The following is a 17,699-nucleotide window of genomic DNA, read 5'->3' on the forward strand; positions in this document are numbered from 1 at the left end:
CCGTGATCATAAGCGGGACTTGAGGACCGATGCCAACGATGCAGGAGCGCCAGCCCAAGGGCACCGAGGCGGTGAAGCCTCCCATCCCGGCGGATGAGGCCGACCGGTTGCGAGCGCTGGAGCATTACCGGCTTGGCGGCATCGGCCGCGAACGCCCGTTCGACCATATAACCCAGTTCGCAGCTGACCTGTTCGATGTGCCAATGTCGCTGGTGTCGATCGTGGGATCGGACACGCAATGTTTTCGCGGTGCGTGTGGCATCGATGAAACCCATACCTCACGGGACGTTGCCTTTTGCGCCTTCGCGATCCTGCAACCGGAGGTCATGGTGGTGCCGGATGCGACGAAGGATCCGAGGTTTAGCGGCAACCCATTGGTCACAGGGCCGCCGCACGTCCGCTTCTACGCCGGTGCGCCCTTGCGGGTGGCCAATGGCCAGCCGCTTGGAACCTTGTGCATCGTCGATTACAAACCACGTGATTTCAGCGACGGTGATCGGCACCGGCTCGCCCAGCTGGCACGGACGGTGATCGACCTGATAGAATTGCGGGTCGAAGGATTTGCGGCTGACGAACATCGGCGCAAGCTTGATGACGAACGCCAGTTGCTGAAGCTGACAGTGGAGAATGTGAGCGGCGGCGTCGCGGTGGTAGATCGGGACCTGCGGCTGATGCTGTGGAACCAGGCCTTCGTCGATCTGTTCGACTATGCTCCCGATAGCGTGACGGGCGGTAGGGATGCGCGTGAACTTATCCGCCTGACCGCGCAACGCGGCGAACTGGGACCCGGCGACCCGGATCAGATCGTCGCAGGCTTTGTCGAGTCCATCCGCACTAGTGATAGTCGGCGGTTGGAGATTCAGCGCAGGGACGGACGCATCCTGGATATACGGCGCGAGTCGATCCGTGGGGGGCGGTTCATCATGACGGCGCGGGATGTGACGCAGGAGCGGCAGATCAGCCGCTTGAAGGACGAACTGGTATCGACCGTCAGTCACGAATTGCGGACGCCGTTGACCGCTATCTCTGGCGCATTGGGACTAATGGCGGGTGGCGCCGCTGGGGAATTGCCTGACAGGGCCAAACAACTGGTCGCGATCGGCAGCAAAAATGCGGAGCGGCTCATTCATCTGGTCAATGACCTGCTGGACATGGACAAGCTTCAATCGGGCAAGCTGGTCTTCCATTTCGACGAACGGGAATTGGGCTTGTTGCTGACCGAGGCGATCGAGCAGATTGGGCCATATGCCGAGCGTTTCGGTGTTAAGCTTGAATTCGACCGCCCGGCTGAAGCCGTAGTCGCAAAGGTTGATGGCAATCGCCTGTGCCAGGTGATGACCAACCTATTGTCCAACGCTTGCAAATTCTCGCCCTCAGGCGGGACCGTCCATGTCTCCCTTGATCGGGCAGGGGATGTCGCGCGGATCAGCGTTGCTGACGAGGGGCCGGGGATTTCGCCGGAGTTTCGTGCGCGGCTGTTTAAGCGTTTCGAGCAGGAGGACGGTGCGCATCAGCATGGCCATGCGGGCACAGGTCTCGGCTTGGCGATCAGCAAAGCTATCGTAGAGGCGCATGGCGGAAGCATCGCGCTGGATTCCGCGGCGGAAACAGGGGCGACGTTCCTTGTCGAATTGCCGCTGTGATGCCGAATTGACAGAAAGGCCCAAGTTGACCCGCATTCTTTATGTTGATGACGAGGCGGACCTGCGGGAGATCGCGGCCATGTCGCTTGAGCTGGACCCGGAGTTCGAGGTGCGAACGGCGGCCTCGGGTGCGGAAGCGCTGGAGCAGGCGAGGCAGTGGCAGCCTGCTCTCATCCTGCTTGATGTGATGATGCCGGGCATGGATGGGCCTGCGACTTTGGCGGCGTTGCAGGTCGACCCCGCCACCGCGACAATTCCCGTCGCATTCATCACGGCCAAAACCCATCCACGGCACGTGACGAACCTCAAGGCCCTCGGTGCGCGAGCCGTGCTTGCCAAGCCGTTCGACCCGATGAGCCTTGCGGGGACCGTGCGGACATTGCTGGAGCCATGAGCGATGCCGAAGCGCAAATGCAGAAGTTGCGACAGCGCTTCCATGCGCGGGCCGCGTCCGATCGGAGTGCCATCATTTCGGCGCTTGAAGCCGGGGATCGCTCCCGCCTCTTGTATCTCGCCCATGGATTGGCGGGCGTGGCCGGGATTTTTGGCTATGCCGATATTGGCGGTCATGCGTCCGCGTTGGAGGAGGCTGTGGACGCCGGCGTTGATGATGCGGCCGTAAAGGGGCTTGGGCAAGCGCTTATAGAAGCGCTGGCGCGCGTTTAGGGTCGACTGATCCAGGAGGACCCAGGCAGGCTGCTCCGCCTGTATGGTATAGAAAAAAGGGCGGCATCCGAAGAGACCGCCCTTGTTCCAGCTGAGCTGGATCGGTGCCCCGCGCAAGCGGAGCAAGCCGATTACTTGAGCTCGACAGTCGCGCCGGCTTCTTCCAGCTGCTTCTTGATCTTCTCGGCTTCGTCCTTGCTGGCGCCTTCCTTGACAGCCTTGGGCGCGCCTTCGACGAGTGCCTTGGCTTCGGTCAGGCCCAGGCCGGTGATGGCGCGGACTTCCTTGATGACGTTGATCTTCTTGCCACCGTCGCCGGTCAGGATCACGTCGAATTCGGTCTGCTCTTCAGCAGCCGGAGCAGCGGCGCCAGCAGCCGGACCGGCAACTGCGACAGCAGCGGCGGCCGAAACGCCCCACTTTTCTTCCAGAGCCTTCGAGAGCTCAGCGGCTTCGAGAACGGTCAGAGCCGAGAGCTGATCGACCAGTGCGTTGATGTCTGCCATGATAATATTCCCTTCTGGGTGGGGCATGTGCCCCATGATTGAGTTGAAAACGTATTTCGGAAAAAGCCGTGACCCTTAGGCCGCGTTCTTTTCCGCATAGGCGTTGAAGACCCGCGCGAGCTGCGCAGCCGGTGCCTGGGTGACAGTCGCGAGCTTGGTCGCGGGTGCAACGAGCAGCCCAACGATCTTCGCACGCAGTTCATCCAGCGACGGCAACGATGCGAGCGCCTTGACGCCCTCTACATCGAGCAGCACTTCGCCCATCGCGCCACCAACGATCTCAAGCTTGTCGTTGGTCTTGGCGAATTCGACTGCAACCTTGGCGGCTGCAACCGGATCGGCCGAGGAGGCGAGGCCAACCGGACCAGTCAGCAGGTCGCTGAGGCTGGTATAGCTGGTGCCTTCAAAGGCGATCTTGGCGAGGCGGTTCTTCGTAACCTTGTAGGTGCCACCGGCTTCGCGCATCTTCTGACGCAGCTGGGTCGACTGTGCGACCGTCAGCCCGAGGTTGCGGGTCACGACGACCACGCCAACATCTGCCAGATGTGCGTTCAGCGCGGAAACGACCTCAGCTTTCTGATTACGATCCATGCCATTCTCCACTTCATGTTCATCGGACGACCCGATGAACGGCAAAAACCCGCGACTTGCGCGGGGCATTGGTCCGAAGGGGAGAGATCGACTGGCCCGTATCCCTTGAGGAGAACAGGCAGACCCGAACAGAGCACAAGGCCCGGCCGGTAAAGAACTTTTCCCCGTCTAGGCCGGAAATTAAGAAGGGCAGATTCCCTTCACCGACTGTCTCGGACGGAAGACCACCGCCATTGCTGACGAGGGTCTGCTGCGGGCGCCCCTACAGATTTGTAGGAGGCGTGTCACGCGGAATCTGACGGCGGGGCGTGGCGAGGCGCGGAAAACTGCCATTTTCCGCCGAAGTTCACATCATATGCGCGCGCGTGCGCAAGCGCGCGTAGGCGTTGTGGGAAGCAGTTGGACGGTTCAAAGACGGGACGGGATAGGCAGGCCGGAGGGATGTAGGACAGGGGAGAAAGGGGTCTGGACAGGAAATAGGATGCTTTTCGCCCCGACCGTGGCCCGGAGGGCACAGCCGACAGAGCACGGCCGGTTTCGACCAAAGTGAGACATTCCCCTCCCGCTGGCGGGAGGGGTTAGGGGTGGGCGCGAGCAGAGCGAGCCTTCAGCTTAGCCGTTGGAACCGCCGCTAATGTCGCGCCAACCCACCCCCTAGCCCCCTCCCGCTTGCGGGAGGGGGAGCAGGTACGCCTTCGCGGATTAAACCCGGTCGGCCTGCACCACCGCGTCCAGTGCTCGCAATGCCGAGAGGATGCGGTTCAGGTGCTGGGCGTCGTTGACCTCAAGATCGATGATGTCGGTGTGGAACGGCCCTTCGCGGTTGACCAACTGGAGGTTTAGAATGTTCGCCTTGGTCGCGCCGAACACGTTGGCGACGGCGGCAAGCGCGCCGGGCTGGTTCTTGACGATGACCTGGAGCCGCGCGGTGCCGCCCTTGGACTTGCTGTCCCAGCTGAGATCGACCCAATCGTCGTCCTGCCCGGCTTCCAGCGACCGGCAGTCGATGGTGTGCACCTCGATCGGTTCGCCCGTGCGGCGCACGCCGACGATGCGGTCGCCGGGTACAGGGTGGCAGCAGTCGCCCAGATTATAGGCGATGCCGGGCGTCAGGCCGCGGATCGAGACGGGCGCGTGCTGGCGCGGATGCGCTTCCTCTATCCCGTCTACGCTGGTGGAGCCGGGGATAAGAGCCTCCATCACCTCTGAATCGAGCAGGCGATGGGTAGCGATGGCCACCATCAGCGACGCGCGATCATCCAGCTTCAGCCGCTTCAGCGCGGCCTTCAGCGCCTTGTCACCCAATTCGCTCGCCAATTCGGGTGAGAAGCGGCCGATGATTTCCTCATAGAGCTTCTCACCCAGCGCAACTTCCTCGCCGCGCTGCTTCTGCCGGATATAGCGGCGTATGGCGGCGCGGGCCTTGCCGGTGATGGCGAAGGTCAGCCAGCCCGGCTGCGGCTCCTGCCCTTCGGATTTCAGGATTTCGACCTGATCGCCATTTTCAAGGCCGGTACGCAAGGGCACCACGCGGCCATTGACCTTGGCCCCGACCGTCTGGTTGCCCAGCGAGGTATGGACGGCATAGGCGAAGTCCACCGGCGTTGAACCTTTGGGCAGCTGGTGCAGCTCGCCTTTGGGCGAAAAGGCGAAGATGCGGTCCTGATACATCGCCATGCGGGTATGTTCGAGCAGCTCGTCCGCATCCTGACTTTGTTCCAGGATTTCGACGAGGTCGCGCAGCCACGCCGCATGATGGTCGGCCGCGTCACCCTTCTGCTTGTAGGCCCAGTGCGCCGCGAGCCCGAGTTCGGCGTCGTTGTGCATGTCGCGACTGCGAATCTGCACCTCGATCCGGGCGTTATCCTGATGGATCACCGTGGTGTGTAACGAGCGGTAGCCGTTACGCTTGGGCGTGGAGATGTAATCCTTGAACCGGCCCGGCACCATTTTGTAGGTCTGATGGATGACGCCCAACGCGCGGTAGCAGTCCTCTGTCGTCTCGGTGATCACGCGGAAGGCCATGACGTCGGTCAGCTGTTCAAAGCTGATGTGCCGCTCCTGCATCTTCTTCCAGATGGAATATGGGTGCTTTTCGCGGCCCGACACGGTGACGGGCAGATTCTTGCCGCCGAGCAGCAGTTGCAGTTCCGCGCCGATGCGATCGACCTTGCCGTGGCCGCCTTCCTTCAGCTGTTCGAGGCGCTTGGTGATGCTGTCATAGGCTTCCGGCTCAAGTTCCCGGAAGGCGAGCAGCTGCATCTCGCGCATGAAGTCGTACATGCCGATCCGCTCCGCAAGCGGCGCGTAGATATCCATCGTTTCGCGGGCGATGCGGCGGCGCTTCTGTTCATTCTTGATGAAGTGCAGGGTGCGCATATTGTGCAGCCGGTCGGCGAGCTTCACCAGCAGCACGCGAATATCGTCCGACATGGCGAGCAGGAATTTGCGGAGGTTTTCCGCCGCCCGCTCATTTTCCGACATCGCTTCGATCTTCGACAGCTTGGTGACGCCATCGACCATCTTGGCGACGTCCTTGCCGAACGCGCTTTCAATCTCGTCATAGGTGACGAGCGTGTCTTCTATGGTGTCGTGCAGCAGCGCGGTGACGATCGTCTGATCGTCCAGGCTGAAATCGGTCAAAATACCAGCGACTTCGATCGGATGGCTGAAATAGGGGTCGCCGCTGGCGCGCTTCTGGGACCCGTGTTTCTGGACGGAAAAGACATAGGCGCGGTTGATCATCGCTTCGTCCGCATCCGGATCGTAGCGCTTCACCCGCTCAACAAGTTCATATTGACGCAGCATCGTGACCCGATTGTCCGGGAAGCATCTTGCTGTGCAACAAAAAAATCCCATCTTGACGCAAAATGGCTGCTCTTTTGCATGGGCTGTGGCTTTGAGCTATCTAGACGGACGATGAAACATAATCTGGCGCAGGACCTGGAACAGTGCGCGCTCCCCAGCGCGCTGGAAGCGATGGGCGAGCGCTGGTCGTTTCTCATTCTGCGCGGCGCGTTGTCGGGCATCCGGCATTTCGAAGATTTTCAGTCGTCGCTAGGCATTGCGCGCAACATTCTGGCGAACAGGCTTTCGCGGCTGGTTGAGAATGGGATCATGCTGCGTCAGCCGATGCAGTGCGACCGGCGCAAGATCGAGTACCGCCTGACGGAAAAGGGGCAGGAACTGGCCCCGGTCATGATCGCGCTGCGTCAATGGGGCGAGAAATGGGGATGCGGATCGCCGTCTTGCCAGGTGCTGGCGGACAAGCGTGACGGTCAGCCCATCCGCCGGGTGACCATTCAGGCCCATGACGGCCGGTCGCTGGAGTTGAAGGACCTTGTCTGGCTTTGCCCCGACGAGGTCACGCCGATGGATCAGGAAGCTGCTACGGCGGCGTAACGTGGGTGGCTTCACCCTGAACCTGAATTCGCCTAGGCTGGCGGCGATGTCTGTTCAACCTATTCAGCCTCAGCCTTTTTTCGCTGACAAGAACCGCGCTTTCTGGAACCTGCAATCCGTCGGATGGGCGGGTGCGTTCCTGCTGCGCGGGTCGTCCACCATCGCCAATGGGCAACCGCTGTCCAGCCTGATCCCGGTGATGATTTCAACCGTGTCGGGCTATTCGGTGACCCTGCTGATCGCCGTCATCTTCCGGTTTCTGCAACGGCAGCGGCCGATCATCACATGGGGTGCGTCGATCGTTACCGTGGTAATGGCGGCTGGACTGGTCGCCTTTATTGACGCCTGGGTTTTTTCGACCCAGAACCGGGCGAGCGACACGGCGGGGCTGCAACTCTTCCTTGGCGCCTTTTATCTCAGCATAACGTTGCTGGGTGCCTGGTCGGCGCTTTACTATGCGATCAACTTCTACCTTCAGGTGGAGGAGCAGGCGGACCAGCTGCTGCATCTGGAAAATCAGGCGTCGAGCGCGCAACTCGCCATGCTGCGCTATCAGCTCAATCCGCATTTCCTGTTCAATACGCTGAACAGCATATCCACGCTGGTGCTTTTGAAGCAGACGGATCGCGCCAACGCGATGCTTTCACGCCTATCGTCCTTTTTGCGCTATACCCTGATCAATGAACCCACGGCGCAGGTGACGATCGAGCAGGAGGTTGAAACGCTCAAACTCTATCTGGAGATTGAGAAGATGCGGTTCGAGGACCGCCTGCGGCCGGTATTCAACATCGATCCGGCAGTGGCGCAGTCGCGATTGCCTTCCCTGCTGCTCCAGCCGCTGGTGGAAAATGCCATCAAATATGCAGTCACCCCCAAGGAAGAAGGCGCCGAAATCTCCATCACGGCGCAGCCTGCCGGTGAAAATGTCCGGATCGTCGTATCGGATAGCGGCCCGGGATTGAACGAGGGGTTCACTCGCCCGAACATCCCAATGAGCGAGGGGACAGGCGTTGGCCTGGCGAATATCCGCGATCGCCTGATTCAGGCGTTCGGGGAACGACAGAGCTTTGAAACGCGTTCCACGCCAAGCGGCTTTTCGGTCCATATCGAAATGCCGCTTAATCTGGATGAACCATCGAAAGTGGCCGCATGACCATCAGAACAATCCTCGTCGATGACGAAAGCCTGGCTATTCAAGGCCTCAAGCTCCGTCTGGAAGCGCATGAGGATGTCGAAATTGTTGAAACCTGCTCGAATGGCCGCGAAGCCATCCGCGCCATAAAGACGCATAAACCCGACCTTGTGTTCCTCGACATTCAGATGCCGGGATTCGATGGCTTTTCGGTTGTTCAGGGCCTGATGGAGGTCGAGCCGCCGCTGTTCATCTTCTGCACCGCTTATAGTGATCATGCGATTCGGGCTTTTGAGGCGCAGGCAGTGGATTACCTCATGAAGCCGGTCGATGAAGGGCGGCTTGCCGACGCACTGGACCGCGTGCGCCAGCGTCTGTCCGAAAAAAAGCAGGTGCAGGAAGCGGAGAAGCTGCGCGAGGTGCTGGCGGAGGTCGCTCCTGATGCCATGAACGATTTCAACGCGGATGAAGAGGCGCCGTCGTCTAACCGCTTCGAGAAGCTCATCAACATCAAGGACCGGGGTCAGATTTTCCGCGTCGATGTCGATTCGATCGAGCGGATCGATGCCGCAGGCGACTATATGTGCATTTACACGGCCGACAATTCGCTCATCCTGCGCGAGACGATGAAGGATCTGGAGAAGCGGCTCGACCCGCGCAATTTCCAGCGGGTGCATCGGTCAACCATCGTGAACCTCAGCCAAGTGCGGCAGGTGAAGCCGCATACCAATGGCGAATGCTTCCTGGTGCTGGAATCAGGCGCTCAGGTGAAGGTCAGCCGGTCGTACAGGGATGTGGTGGCCCGCTTCGTCCATTGAGGCGAGCCTAGCGGAACACCCATTGGCGATTGAGGCCGAACACTATGGCTGGCGTCACGAATATCATGGCCGGGATGGGCGACCATTCCGGCCATCGCATATGGGTGACGCAGAGGAAAACCCAGAGCGCATTCAGCGCATAACTCAGTAGGGATACGGCCACGAATTTGACCCCGCGTGCGGCATGGCTGCCATCGCTCCCCTGATCGCGGAAGGTGAAGAGGCTGTGGGTGACATAGCCGATCAGGACTGCCGCCACATAACCGGTCGTGTTGGCAAGCTGCGGGTGCCATCCCGCCAGAGCCGCGAGCGTCCAGTAGATGGTTGCCTGACAGGCTGTGATGAACAGGCCGCTGAGGCCATATCGCACGATCTGCCAGAACAGGGCCTGCCGTTCCGGCGTCAGACGTGACAGCAATTTCATGAAGGCCCCGTTGCGATTTGATGCGAACGCTCTAATCCACCGGCCATGAACTTGCAAAGCGGCTTCACCCTGCGGGAAAGATCCCGGCGCGCTCTTGTCTGGACGTCTGCATGGGCGCAGGAGCATTGGAAATGGCTGACCTTCCTGATGTGGGTCGCGGCCGTGACCTGGCTGCTCTATTCGCGCTGGCCTGCCATCCACTGGCTGACGCTCAACGATACCGACGACAATATGCGGTATTTGCAGGTCAAGGACTGGCTGGCGGGGCAGGGGTGGTACGATCTACGGCAGTATAGGCTTGATCCGCCTGCCGGGTTCAACATCCACTGGTCGCGGTTGGTCGATCTGCCGATCGCGGCGTTGATGCTGTTCTTCCGCGCTTTTCTGGAGCAAGGGCTGGCGGATCGGCTGGCCTGCGCCATCGCGCCGACGCTACCCTTATTGCCGCTGATGCTGGGGCTCGGCTTCATCGCGCGCCGCCTCGCTGGGGGCAATGGCTGGATATTGGCCGCCCTGGCCCCCTTCGCGGCGCAGATGGGCATAGCCATGTTCCTGCCGATGCGGATCGACCATCATGGCTGGCAACTGGCCCTGACGGTGCTGATGCTCGCGGGGCTGATTGACCGTAACTGGTTGCGCGGCGGCATCGTGGCGGGGGTGAGCAGTGCGCTGTCGATCACCATCGGCATGGAGATGATCGTCTATCTGGCGGCGGGCGGGGCGCTGATCGCGCTTCGTTGGGTATTCAAGGAAGGCGCGGCAAGGCGGATGCTGCCCTATGCGCTGAGCCTTGCCGGCTCGGTTTCCATCCTGTTCCTGCTCTTTGCCAGCTACGCGAACCGCGAGATGGTATGCGACGCTATCTCGCCTATCTGGGTCGCCATATTCGGGGCAGTGGGCGCGGGCATGACGCTGCTGGCACTACTGCCACTACGCAGCTGGCAGGCCCGGCTGGGCGCTGGCGTGCTGGTGGGGGGCGCCGTCGCGGCCTTTGCATGGCTGAACTGGCCCCAATGCCTGACGGGCGCCTATCAGATTTCGCCGGAACTGGAGCGGTTGTGGCTCGCCAATATTCGTGAGGCCAAGCCGATCACGGTTCAGGCATGGAGCCTGATCGTGCCGCTGATGGCCATTCCGGTCGCGGGGCTGTTCGGCCTGATCTGGGCGCTTTGGGAGTCGCGGCGCGATAGCGATCGGCTGTGGGCCGGGGCGACGGTCGGGCTGATGATGCTATTCTCAACGGCGTTGCTTTTCTGGCAGTTGCGGGCCGGACCAGCGGCGCAGCTGCTCGCCATCCCGGCGGCGGCGTGGGCGGCGCACCGTGTGCTTCAGCTTATATTCTTCGGCAGGCCTCTTGCGCGGGTGTTCGGCATCGTCGGAGCCGCGCTGCTCGCCGTGGCCGCATTCGCGACGCCGCTTTATCCGCAGATCAATCAGTTGTGGGCCAGCGTCACCGGCGAAAAGCCCAAACCGCAACGCCCGGCGGCGAAGACTCGACTACAGTCGATCAGCAAGGCCAATGGCCGCTGCCGGTCGCTGCCAGCGCTGGAGGTGCTGAACCAGCTTCCTTCCGCTACCATTTTCACAATGGTGGACCTGGGGCCGCGCCTGATCGCGACCACGCATCATAGCGCGATCGCGGGTCCCTATCATCGCAACGGCAAGGTCATCCTGGACCTGCATCATGCCTTTGACGGATCGGCAGACGGGTTCCGGCCGATCGCCTCGCGGCATCATGCGACCTACCTGCTGATCTGCCCCGGCTTTCCGGAAGGGACGGTTTACCAATCCCGCAGTCCGCGCGGCTTCTATGCAGGGTTGATGCGGGGTGATGTTCCCGGCTGGCTGCATCCCGTGGCGTTGAAGAGCGGCTTCACCTTGCCCTATACCCTCTACCGCATCGATTATTCAGCGGCGGGCAGCGAAAAAGTCACGCAGCAGCGCTGACGCTTCCGCTTCGCCTAGTCCGCCATAGACTTCAGGGCGGTGCAAGCATTGGGGTTGCGTGAAAAGTCGGGGGCCTTGCTCGACCGCTCCGCCCTTGGGGTCGGCAGCGCCATAATAGAGCCGGGCGATGCGCGCGTGGGATATGGCGCCCGCACACATCGGGCAGGGTTCCAGCGTTACCCAAAGGTCGCAGCCGGTGAGGCGGAAATCGCCCAGCCGTTCCGCCGCAGCCCGAAGCGCGACGATTTCGGCATGGGCGGTGGGGTCGCAATCGCGCCTGTTGCGATTCTCTCCTTCGCCAATGATCCGCCCGTCGAGTGTGACGACGGCGCCGATCGGCACCTCACCCGCAAGTTCCGCCGTGCGTGCGAGTTCGAGCGCGCGGCGCATGGGTTCGGGAAGCGGAAAGGGCGGTGCCATCCGCCAGCCCTTACAGCATAGCTATCGTCTATAAAATGATCAGGGCTTCTTCACATCCACCGTCGGCACTTCGACGGTTTCGTTCCGCGTGCCCACTTCGACCTTGGCCACGTCGGCCTGGAACTTCGGCATTTGCCCGCCTTCCACGGCGATTTTGGGCAGGCTGCCCTCCTGGGTCTTTTGCAGGTCGATGAAGCCGGTCGCGATGCCAGCAGCCAGCACCAGCAAAACAATCACCAACAAGCCACCAATGAGTCGCATTGCTCCCTCCTTTCGTCTATCGGCTGCAAACGTCCGAGCCATGGAAAGGGTTGCGAAAGCGATCCGATCTGGCCGGTGGGCGGGTTGACGGCTTTCCGGAATCCCGCTACTGGCGCCGCTTTCCGAACGAACATGAACTACAAGGTTGATTGACTATGTCGCGCATTTGCGAGCTGACCGGCAAGGGCCGCCAGGTGGGTCACAATGTTTCCCACGCCAATAACAAGACGAAGCGCGTGTTCCTGCCCAACCTGCAGAATGTGTCGCTGATTTCCGAAACACTGGAAACCACCGTCAAGCTGCGCGTGTCGACGCATGGCCTGCGTTCGGTTGAACATAATGGCGGGCTGGACAACTGGCTGCTGAAGACCAACGACGACAAGCTGTCGCTGAAGGCGCGCCGTCTGAAGCGCGACATCGTCAAGAAGCAGGCTGCTCCGGCCGCCTGATTCGGTTCGATTCGTTTCGGCTTTAAGAAGCGGCCTGGCGACGGGCCGCTTTTTTGCGTGCCGGGAGGATGTGCCCGCACGTCATTCCTGCTGCCTGATGCTGCTGTTTTTCTCAATGGGTGCGGGGCGCCCCGCGCAGCGCGAATTTCAGCAGCAGGGTGCGCTGAAAAAATTCATGATTATCGTCTGACACGATCCAGACGATAGTGCGCCCGGCCTCGCGCGTGATAGCCAGCCCTTCGAAGTTATCGGCCAGCAGGGGTGGAGCAAGACGGGCGATAGTGCGGGCGGTCAACCGATCGCCCGATTCCGGATGGGATGGCAGCTCTATGAGTGCCAGAGTGGCCGTGAACAGATCGCGCAGCGTCACGCGGCGATTGAGCACCAGAATGTGACGGTCATCCAGAGCGACGGCATCCGTCGGACGATAGCCCCGTGGCGCTACATAGCGAAGGTGCATGGGCGATGCGGTGCTTTGCTCCGCCGGGTCTCCGGCAAAGAGCAGCGTGTCATGGCTTCCATCCGCCGTCATTCCCATTTCCGCGATCACGAGGAAGCGCCCGTCGGGTAAGCGCGCCATGGATTCGATCGAGCCCGTTTCCGGCCAGGCTTCTATCTCCGGCCAGGTGCGGCACGTTTCCACCCGCGAAAAGCCGGGGGCGTAGCGGCAGATGCGCTGAAGCATCTCAAAGCCGACCCAGTAGCGATCCGATTCCGGATCATGCGCCATCGCCTCTGAATCCCACGCCCACCATGGCTGGGACCCGTCCTGCGCCCTGATTGGCAGGGGAGCGATGAAGGGATGGCGGCTATCGAGGGCGGGGTTGACCGCGAAACCCATCAGAGTGCCGGAATCGCTCAGCGCCAGAACCTGCCCCTGCTGATCTACCAGCAGGGATGAGATGCCGCCAAATCCATGGTGCGGGCTGCTGAGTTGCCAGCCTCCCAGATAATCGAGAGGGCCGATGCTGTGAATAGCTGGATCGGACGCGTTTAGTGGCAGGGCGCGCGCGGTAACGAGCAGCGGACCAGGCCCAAATAGTTCAGGCTTGTTCTTATGGGGCGCCGGCAAAAGCAGGATCGCAAGCAGCAGGACGATCAGGATACGGCGCATCGCCCCGCCATAGGCAATCCGGCCTGCCGGACCAACGGCTGATTGCTCATATATGCTGTTCGCCTGCGGGACAGGGGCCAGTTTTTCCGGTGCGGTGATGAGTGTTCAGCGCAGCTCTGATGAGCGGGCAACCGGCTGGGGACGGTGCTTTTTATCTGAACGGTGGCTGACACGCCCATTCAGGCTTGGCTCAATGCGAATCGGCCAAAAGGGGTGCAATCGACGGGGCGGCGGAGACGCGCCGGAGTCGGTAACGAGATGATTGAGGAGCACGCCATGAAGACCAAGTTTCTGATCAATATGGGGGCCGCGCTGGCAATGGGCGTTGCTTCCTTGGCCGTAACCGCCGCGCCTGCGCAGGCACGCGACGGCTGGGGCCGTTATGATCGCGGCGACTATTATCGCGGCGATCGGGGCTATCGCGGATACCGGGGTGATTATTATCGCGGATATCGTGGCGACCGCTACTATCGCGACAATTATTATCGTGGCTATCGCGGCGGCTATCGTGGTGGCTATCGCTGCCGGGACAATGGCACGGGCGGCACGATTATAGGCGCGATCGCCGGTGGCCTGCTGGGCAATGAAATCGGCAAGGGCAGTGGCCGCTATGGCCGCCGCGGCGACGGCACCACAGGTGCGATCGTCGGGGCAGGCGTGGGTGCGTTGGCTGGCCGGGCGATCGATCGGGACTGCTGATCAGCCGTTCATTGCTGGATAGAGGAGGGCTGCCCCAAAAGGGCGGCCCTTTTCATTGAAATCGCGCGTCCCAAAAGAAAAGGGCCGCTCCGTTGCCGGGCGGCCCTGTTTCCAAAAATCCCGAGAAGGGAATTACATCGCGTTCGCGGCAGCGTTCGATGCAGCGTTGCTGGCGTTCGAAGCGGCGTTGCTGGCGTTCGAAGCAGCATTCTCGGCAGCGTTCATGGCGTTGTCAGCAGCATTCGAAGCGTTCTCAGCAGCATTGGCCGAAGCATTGGCGGCATTGTCTTCGCCCTTCGAGCAAGCAGCGAGGCCGAGCGAAGCGGCGAGAACGAGCGAAAGAGCAATCGACTTGGACATGGGCAAACCCCTCTCAGAGATAAAAACGTCGCAGACCACTCTCGGAGAAAAGTTCACCCCCCATTGCGCCTGCGGGGCCGATTCGTAATGCCTTGGATCACTCAAGGCAATCCCCATAGTGCGACTCGCCAATTTCCGGGCTTCCACTTCTATGGCCTGTTTGAAGGGCGGCAGGCCCATTGACGCATATAAAGATTTCTTTATATGATGTCCCCATGAGCGCCGCACTCGACATCTTTCGCGCCCTTGGCGATCCGACGCGGCTGCGCATCATCTATCTTTTGCGCGCCATGGAGCTTGCGGTCGGTGAAATCGCGCAGGTCGTGGGGCAGAGCCAGCCGCGCGTATCCCGCCATGTCCGTATCCTTGCGGAGGCGGGTCTGGTCGAACGGCGCAAGGAAGGCAATTGGGTTTTCCTGCGACTGGTCAGGGGCGAGGCTATGGCGCCTTTCCTGACCCTGTTCGATCAACTGGTGCCTTCAGAAAGCGAAGATTTGTGGCAGAAGGCGGATCTTGCCCGGCTGGCGGCGGTTCGTGCGGATCGGTCACGGGCGGCGGAAAGCTATTTCGCGGAACATGCCGAGGAATGGGACGCGATCCGGTCGCTGCATGTGCCCGATGTGGATGTCGAAGCGGCCATGACCGCGCTTTTGAGTGCGGAGGCGATCGGGCATCTGCTCGATATCGGCACGGGTACGGGCAGGATGATCGAGCTGTTCGGGCGCTCGGCGGGTCAGGTCACGGCGCTTGACCGCAGCCCCGATATGTTGCGGCTGGCGCGGGCCAAGCTGCCTGCCGATGCGGGTGACAAATATGCGTTGGTGCTGGGCGACTTCGGCGCCCTGCCGCTGGAGCCGGGCAGCGTGGACACCGTGGTTCTGCATCAGGTTCTGCATTATGCGCAGGCGCCCGAAGCGGTGATTGCGGAAGCGGCGCGCGTCACCGGGGCAGGCGGCCGGGTGCTGATCGCCGATTTCGCGGCGCATGAACGGGAAGAATTGCGGCTGCGCGATCAACATGCGCGGCTTGGCTTTTCGGACGAGCAGATCGAAAGCTGGTTTGCGGACGCAGGTTTGGAGCTGGAACGGGTGGAGGTGCTGCCCGGCCAGGAATTGACGGTAGTATTATGGCTGGGCCGCCGCCGGGGCGCGCGAATCCTGCCTATCGAAGGACGACTTTCCCTATGACCCTGAGCTTCCAATCCGTCGAAGAAGAGGCCGCGCGGGCTTGGCAAGCGCCGCTCTACGCCGATCTGGCGGGCGATCTGAATGTGAGCTTCGAATTCTTCCCGCCCAAGACGGAGAAGATGGAAGAGCAGCTCTGGTCGGCGATCGAGACGCTGACGCCGCTCGCGCCTAAGTTCGTGTCGGTGACTTATGGCGCTGGCGGTTCGACGCGGGAGCGGACGCACAATACGGTGGCGCGGATCGCGAAGGAAACGCCGCTATCGGCTGCCGCCCACCTGACCTGTGTCGCGGCGAGCAAGGCCGAAATCGATGAAGTCGTCGATGCCTATTGGGAAGCGGGTGTGCGCCATATCGTTGCCCTGCGCGGTGATCCGCCGGAAGCGGGCACGAAGTTTCAGCCACATCCTGAGGGTTACAAAGGCGCAGCGGAACTGGTCGAGGGGCTGCGCAAGCGTCACCCGTTCGAGATTTCGGTGGCCGCTTATCCCGAAACGCACCCGGATGCATCCTGCGCGCAGAGCGATATCGATAACCTCAAGCGCAAGCTGGACGCGGGAGCCAGCCGAGCGATCACGCAATTCTTCTTCGAACCGGAAACCTTCTTCCGCTTTCGCGACACGGTGGCAGCGGCGGGCATTACAGCGGACATCATTCCGGGCATCATGCCGGTGAGCAATTTCGCGGCGGTTCAGCGCATGTCGGCCATGTGCAATACCGATGTGCCGGGGTGGATGGGCAAGCTGTTTGAAGGACTGGATGACCTGCCCGCCGCGCGGCAGCTCGTGTCCGCGACGCTGGCGGCGGAGCTATGCCGCAAGCTCTATGCGGGCGGGGTGCGTGACTTTCATTTCTATACGCTCAACCGGGCGGAACTGAGCTATGCGATTTGTCACTTGCTCGGGCTTCGGCCGCAATTGGAGAAGACGGCATGACCGCCGAGGCACGTTTCCGCGCAGTCGCGGCCGAGAAGATCATGATATTCGACGGCGGCTATGGAACGTCGATCCAGAAGCATGGGCTGACCGAGGCGGATTATCGCGGCTCGCTGGATCTGGCGAAGGATCAGAAGGGGAATAACGACCTTCTGTGCCTGACGCGGCCTGACATCGTCGAGGGTATTCATACCGCCTATCTCGACGCGGGCGCGGACATGATCGAGACCAACACCTTTTCGTCCACCAAGATCGCCATGGCCGATTATGGCTGCGAGCATCTGGTGCGGGAGATCAACATCGCGGCCGCGAACCTAGCCCGCAAGGCGTGCGAAGCGGCGACGGCCAAGGATGGGCAGCCGCGTTTCGTGGCGGGGTCGATCGGGCCGACGAACAAGACGCTGTCGATCTCGCCCGACGTGAACGATCCGGCCTATCGCGAGGTTGATTATGACACGCTGAAGGCGGACTATCGCGAGCAGTGCGACGCGTTGATCGAGGGCGGGGTGGATTTCCTGCTGGTCGAAACCTGCTTCGATACGCTGAACGCCAAGGCGGCGGGGATGGCCGCGCGCGAGGCCGAGGCGGCGGCTGGACGGCCGGTGCCGTTGATGCTGAGCTTCACGATTACCGACATGTCGGGGCGCAACTTGTCCGGGCATACGATCAACGCCTTCTGGTATTCGCTGCGGCATTTGAAGCCGCTGACCATCGGGGTGAATTGCGCCTTTGGGGCGGATTTGCTGCGGCCTTATTTGAGCGAGCTGGCGAAGAATGCCGATACGCTGATCCTGGCCTATCCCAATGCTGGCCTGCCTAATGAACTTGGGCAATATGACGAGCTGCCGGAGACGACGGCTTCGCTGATCCGCCAGTGGGTGGATGAGGGGCTGGTGAACATGGTCGGCGGCTGCTGCGGCACGACGCCCGCGCATATCGGTGCTGTGGCGAAGGCGCTGGCGGGGCATAAACCCCGTATCGTGCCGGAGCTGCCGGTGGTGACGCGGCTTGCGGGCCTCGAACCGATGCATATTGCTGCGTAAGATTGTTCCCCCTCCCGCAGGCGGGAGGGGTTAGGGGTGGGCCGGTCCAGGCGTCATCCGAAGAAAGCCCACCCCCGGCCCCTCCCGCTTGCGGGAGGGGGGAAG

General features: G+C 61.6%; 20 protein-coding genes. 12 read left to right on the top strand and 8 right to left on the bottom strand.

Annotated elements, in window-relative coordinates:
* Window positions 1-38 precede the first annotated feature (38 nt).
* The 3 genes from ACZ5YV_RS00135 to ACZ5YV_RS00145 are packed head-to-tail and all read left to right on the top strand — an operon-like array spanning window position 39 to window position 2,309.
* Entirely contained in the window at window positions 39-1,643 is a 1,605-nt protein-coding gene (locus ACZ5YV_RS00135; protein ID WP_464788051.1) for a GAF domain-containing sensor histidine kinase, read from the top strand.
* Window positions 1,644-1,668: 25 nt separating this feature from the next.
* Window positions 1,669-2,037: a response regulator gene (locus tag ACZ5YV_RS00140; RefSeq protein ID WP_464778855.1), complete on the top strand. Its 369-nt coding sequence runs from the start codon at window positions 1,669-1,671 to the stop codon at window positions 2,035-2,037.
* Window positions 2,034-2,309 (top strand): Hpt domain-containing protein, encoded by a 276-nt coding sequence (locus ACZ5YV_RS00145; RefSeq protein ID WP_464788052.1) that lies wholly within the window; start codon window positions 2,034-2,036, stop codon window positions 2,307-2,309. Before ACZ5YV_RS00140 ends, ACZ5YV_RS00145 begins: the two co-directional genes overlap by 4 nt.
* 131 nt (window positions 2,310-2,440) lie before the next feature.
* On the opposite strand, the gene rplL is transcribed toward ACZ5YV_RS00145, so the two are convergent.
* The 3 genes from rplL to ACZ5YV_RS00160 form a co-directional block, all read right to left on the bottom strand.
* Entirely contained in the window at window positions 2,441-2,815 is a 375-nt protein-coding gene (gene rplL / locus ACZ5YV_RS00150; protein WP_449471019.1) for a 50S ribosomal protein L7/L12, read from the bottom strand.
* A gap of 75 nt (window positions 2,816-2,890) precedes the next feature.
* On the bottom strand, window positions 2,891-3,406 hold the full coding sequence (gene rplJ, locus ACZ5YV_RS00155) for a 50S ribosomal protein L10 (RefSeq protein WP_464788053.1): 516 nt from the start codon (window positions 3,404-3,406) through the stop codon (window positions 2,891-2,893).
* A 702-nt stretch (window positions 3,407-4,108) separates the two neighbouring features.
* The gene (locus ACZ5YV_RS00160) at window positions 4,109-6,214 is read right to left on the bottom strand and encodes a RelA/SpoT family protein (protein ID WP_464788054.1); all 2,106 of its coding nucleotides are present in this window, start codon (window positions 6,212-6,214) and stop codon (window positions 4,109-4,111) included.
* Between the two features lie 111 nt (window positions 6,215-6,325).
* Here ACZ5YV_RS00160 and ACZ5YV_RS00165 point away from each other — a divergent pair, with 111 nt between their 5' ends.
* From ACZ5YV_RS00165 to ACZ5YV_RS00175, 3 genes are read left to right on the top strand one after another with little or no spacing between them, the layout of a single operon-like run.
* Entirely contained in the window at window positions 6,326-6,808 is a 483-nt protein-coding gene (locus ACZ5YV_RS00165) for a winged helix-turn-helix transcriptional regulator (RefSeq protein WP_449471024.1), read from the top strand.
* A gap of 46 nt (window positions 6,809-6,854) precedes the next feature.
* Window positions 6,855-7,961 (top strand): sensor histidine kinase, encoded by a 1,107-nt coding sequence (locus ACZ5YV_RS00170; RefSeq protein ID WP_464788055.1) that lies wholly within the window; start codon window positions 6,855-6,857, stop codon window positions 7,959-7,961.
* Window positions 7,958-8,758, top strand: coding sequence for a LytR/AlgR family response regulator transcription factor (locus ACZ5YV_RS00175; protein WP_196225243.1), 801 nt, complete (start codon window positions 7,958-7,960; stop codon window positions 8,756-8,758). The genes ACZ5YV_RS00170 and ACZ5YV_RS00175 overlap by 4 nt, the downstream gene beginning before the upstream one ends.
* A 7-nt stretch (window positions 8,759-8,765) precedes the next feature.
* Here ACZ5YV_RS00175 and ACZ5YV_RS00180 read toward each other — a convergent pair whose 3' ends face one another.
* Window positions 8,766-9,182, bottom strand: a complete 417-nt coding sequence (locus tag ACZ5YV_RS00180) for a GtrA family protein (protein ID WP_464788056.1) — start codon at window positions 9,180-9,182, stop codon at window positions 8,766-8,768.
* Between the two features lie 45 nt (window positions 9,183-9,227).
* On the opposite strand from ACZ5YV_RS00180, the gene ACZ5YV_RS00185 reads away from it, so the two are divergent.
* Complete coding sequence (locus ACZ5YV_RS00185) at window positions 9,228-11,129, top strand: hypothetical protein (protein WP_464788057.1); 1,902 nt, start codon at window positions 9,228-9,230, stop codon at window positions 11,127-11,129.
* Here ACZ5YV_RS00185 and ACZ5YV_RS00190 read toward each other — a convergent pair.
* Window positions 11,091-11,549, bottom strand: coding sequence for a nucleoside deaminase (locus ACZ5YV_RS00190; protein WP_464788058.1), 459 nt, complete (start codon window positions 11,547-11,549; stop codon window positions 11,091-11,093). The genes ACZ5YV_RS00185 and ACZ5YV_RS00190 overlap by 39 nt on opposite strands.
* Before the next feature lie 39 nt (window positions 11,550-11,588).
* Window positions 11,589-11,810 (bottom strand): hypothetical protein, encoded by a 222-nt coding sequence (locus ACZ5YV_RS00195; protein ID WP_196225247.1) that lies wholly within the window; start codon window positions 11,808-11,810, stop codon window positions 11,589-11,591.
* 155 nt (window positions 11,811-11,965) lie between these two features.
* Here ACZ5YV_RS00195 and rpmB point away from each other — a divergent pair, with 155 nt between their 5' ends.
* The gene (rpmB, locus tag ACZ5YV_RS00200) at window positions 11,966-12,259 is read left to right on the top strand and encodes a 50S ribosomal protein L28 (protein ID WP_196225248.1); all 294 of its coding nucleotides are present in this window, start codon (window positions 11,966-11,968) and stop codon (window positions 12,257-12,259) included.
* Window positions 12,260-12,371: 112 nt separating this feature from the next.
* On the opposite strand, the gene ACZ5YV_RS00205 is transcribed toward rpmB, so the two are convergent.
* On the bottom strand, window positions 12,372-13,373 hold the full coding sequence (locus tag ACZ5YV_RS00205) for an esterase-like activity of phytase family protein (protein WP_464788059.1): 1,002 nt from the start codon (window positions 13,371-13,373) through the stop codon (window positions 12,372-12,374).
* 276 nt (window positions 13,374-13,649) lie between these two features.
* Here ACZ5YV_RS00205 and ACZ5YV_RS00210 point away from each other — a divergent pair, with 276 nt between their 5' ends.
* Complete coding sequence (locus ACZ5YV_RS00210) at window positions 13,650-14,072, top strand: hypothetical protein (protein ID WP_464788060.1); 423 nt, start codon at window positions 13,650-13,652, stop codon at window positions 14,070-14,072.
* A gap of 132 nt (window positions 14,073-14,204) precedes the next feature.
* On the opposite strand, the gene ACZ5YV_RS00215 is transcribed toward ACZ5YV_RS00210, so the two are convergent.
* Window positions 14,205-14,432, bottom strand: coding sequence for a circumsporozoite protein (locus tag ACZ5YV_RS00215; protein ID WP_460988155.1), 228 nt, complete (start codon window positions 14,430-14,432; stop codon window positions 14,205-14,207).
* A gap of 215 nt (window positions 14,433-14,647) precedes the next feature.
* On the opposite strand from ACZ5YV_RS00215, the gene ACZ5YV_RS00220 reads away from it, so the two are divergent.
* From ACZ5YV_RS00220 to ACZ5YV_RS00230, 3 genes are read left to right on the top strand one after another with little or no spacing between them, the layout of a single operon-like run.
* Window positions 14,648-15,619, top strand: coding sequence for an ArsR/SmtB family transcription factor (locus ACZ5YV_RS00220; protein WP_464788061.1), 972 nt, complete (start codon window positions 14,648-14,650; stop codon window positions 15,617-15,619).
* On the top strand, window positions 15,616-16,551 hold the full coding sequence (gene metF / locus ACZ5YV_RS00225) for a methylenetetrahydrofolate reductase (RefSeq protein WP_464788062.1): 936 nt from the start codon (window positions 15,616-15,618) through the stop codon (window positions 16,549-16,551). The genes ACZ5YV_RS00220 and metF overlap by 4 nt, the downstream gene beginning before the upstream one ends.
* Window positions 16,548-17,594 (top strand): homocysteine S-methyltransferase family protein, encoded by a 1,047-nt coding sequence (locus tag ACZ5YV_RS00230; protein WP_464788063.1) that lies wholly within the window; start codon window positions 16,548-16,550, stop codon window positions 17,592-17,594. Before metF ends, ACZ5YV_RS00230 begins: the two co-directional genes overlap by 4 nt.
* The last annotated feature ends 105 nt before the right edge of the window (window positions 17,595-17,699 follow it).

Source organism: Sphingobium sp. TomTYG46, assembly GCF_055396345.1.

Coding starts and splice junctions, on each gene's coding strand:
- ACZ5YV_RS00210 (WP_464788060.1), top strand. CDS start 13,650: ATGAAGACCAAGTTTCTGATCAATATGGGGGCCGCGCTGGCAATGGGC.
- ACZ5YV_RS00160 (WP_464788054.1), bottom strand. CDS start 6,214: ATGCTGCGTCAATATGAACTTGTTGAGCGGGTGAAGCGCTACGATCCG.
- rplL (WP_449471019.1), bottom strand. CDS start 2,815: ATGGCAGACATCAACGCACTGGTCGATCAGCTCTCGGCTCTGACCGTT.
- ACZ5YV_RS00195 (WP_196225247.1), bottom strand. CDS start 11,810: ATGCGACTCATTGGTGGCTTGTTGGTGATTGTTTTGCTGGTGCTGGCT.
- rpmB (WP_196225248.1), top strand. CDS start 11,966: ATGTCGCGCATTTGCGAGCTGACCGGCAAGGGCCGCCAGGTGGGTCAC.
- ACZ5YV_RS00175 (WP_196225243.1), top strand. CDS start 7,958: ATGACCATCAGAACAATCCTCGTCGATGACGAAAGCCTGGCTATTCAA.
- ACZ5YV_RS00205 (WP_464788059.1), bottom strand. CDS start 13,373: ATGCGCCGTATCCTGATCGTCCTGCTGCTTGCGATCCTGCTTTTGCCG.
- ACZ5YV_RS00215 (WP_460988155.1), bottom strand. CDS start 14,432: ATGTCCAAGTCGATTGCTCTTTCGCTCGTTCTCGCCGCTTCGCTCGGC.
- ACZ5YV_RS00185 (WP_464788057.1), top strand. CDS start 9,228: ATGAACTTGCAAAGCGGCTTCACCCTGCGGGAAAGATCCCGGCGCGCT.
- ACZ5YV_RS00220 (WP_464788061.1), top strand. CDS start 14,648: ATGAGCGCCGCACTCGACATCTTTCGCGCCCTTGGCGATCCGACGCGG.
- ACZ5YV_RS00180 (WP_464788056.1), bottom strand. CDS start 9,182: ATGAAATTGCTGTCACGTCTGACGCCGGAACGGCAGGCCCTGTTCTGG.
- ACZ5YV_RS00135 (WP_464788051.1), top strand. CDS start 39: ATGCAGGAGCGCCAGCCCAAGGGCACCGAGGCGGTGAAGCCTCCCATC.
- ACZ5YV_RS00170 (WP_464788055.1), top strand. CDS start 6,855: ATGTCTGTTCAACCTATTCAGCCTCAGCCTTTTTTCGCTGACAAGAAC.
- rplJ (WP_464788053.1), bottom strand. CDS start 3,406: ATGGATCGTAATCAGAAAGCTGAGGTCGTTTCCGCGCTGAACGCACAT.
- metF (WP_464788062.1), top strand. CDS start 15,616: ATGACCCTGAGCTTCCAATCCGTCGAAGAAGAGGCCGCGCGGGCTTGG.
- ACZ5YV_RS00190 (WP_464788058.1), bottom strand. CDS start 11,549: ATGGCACCGCCCTTTCCGCTTCCCGAACCCATGCGCCGCGCGCTCGAA.
- ACZ5YV_RS00230 (WP_464788063.1), top strand. CDS start 16,548: ATGACCGCCGAGGCACGTTTCCGCGCAGTCGCGGCCGAGAAGATCATG.
- ACZ5YV_RS00145 (WP_464788052.1), top strand. CDS start 2,034: ATGAGCGATGCCGAAGCGCAAATGCAGAAGTTGCGACAGCGCTTCCAT.
- ACZ5YV_RS00165 (WP_449471024.1), top strand. CDS start 6,326: ATGAAACATAATCTGGCGCAGGACCTGGAACAGTGCGCGCTCCCCAGC.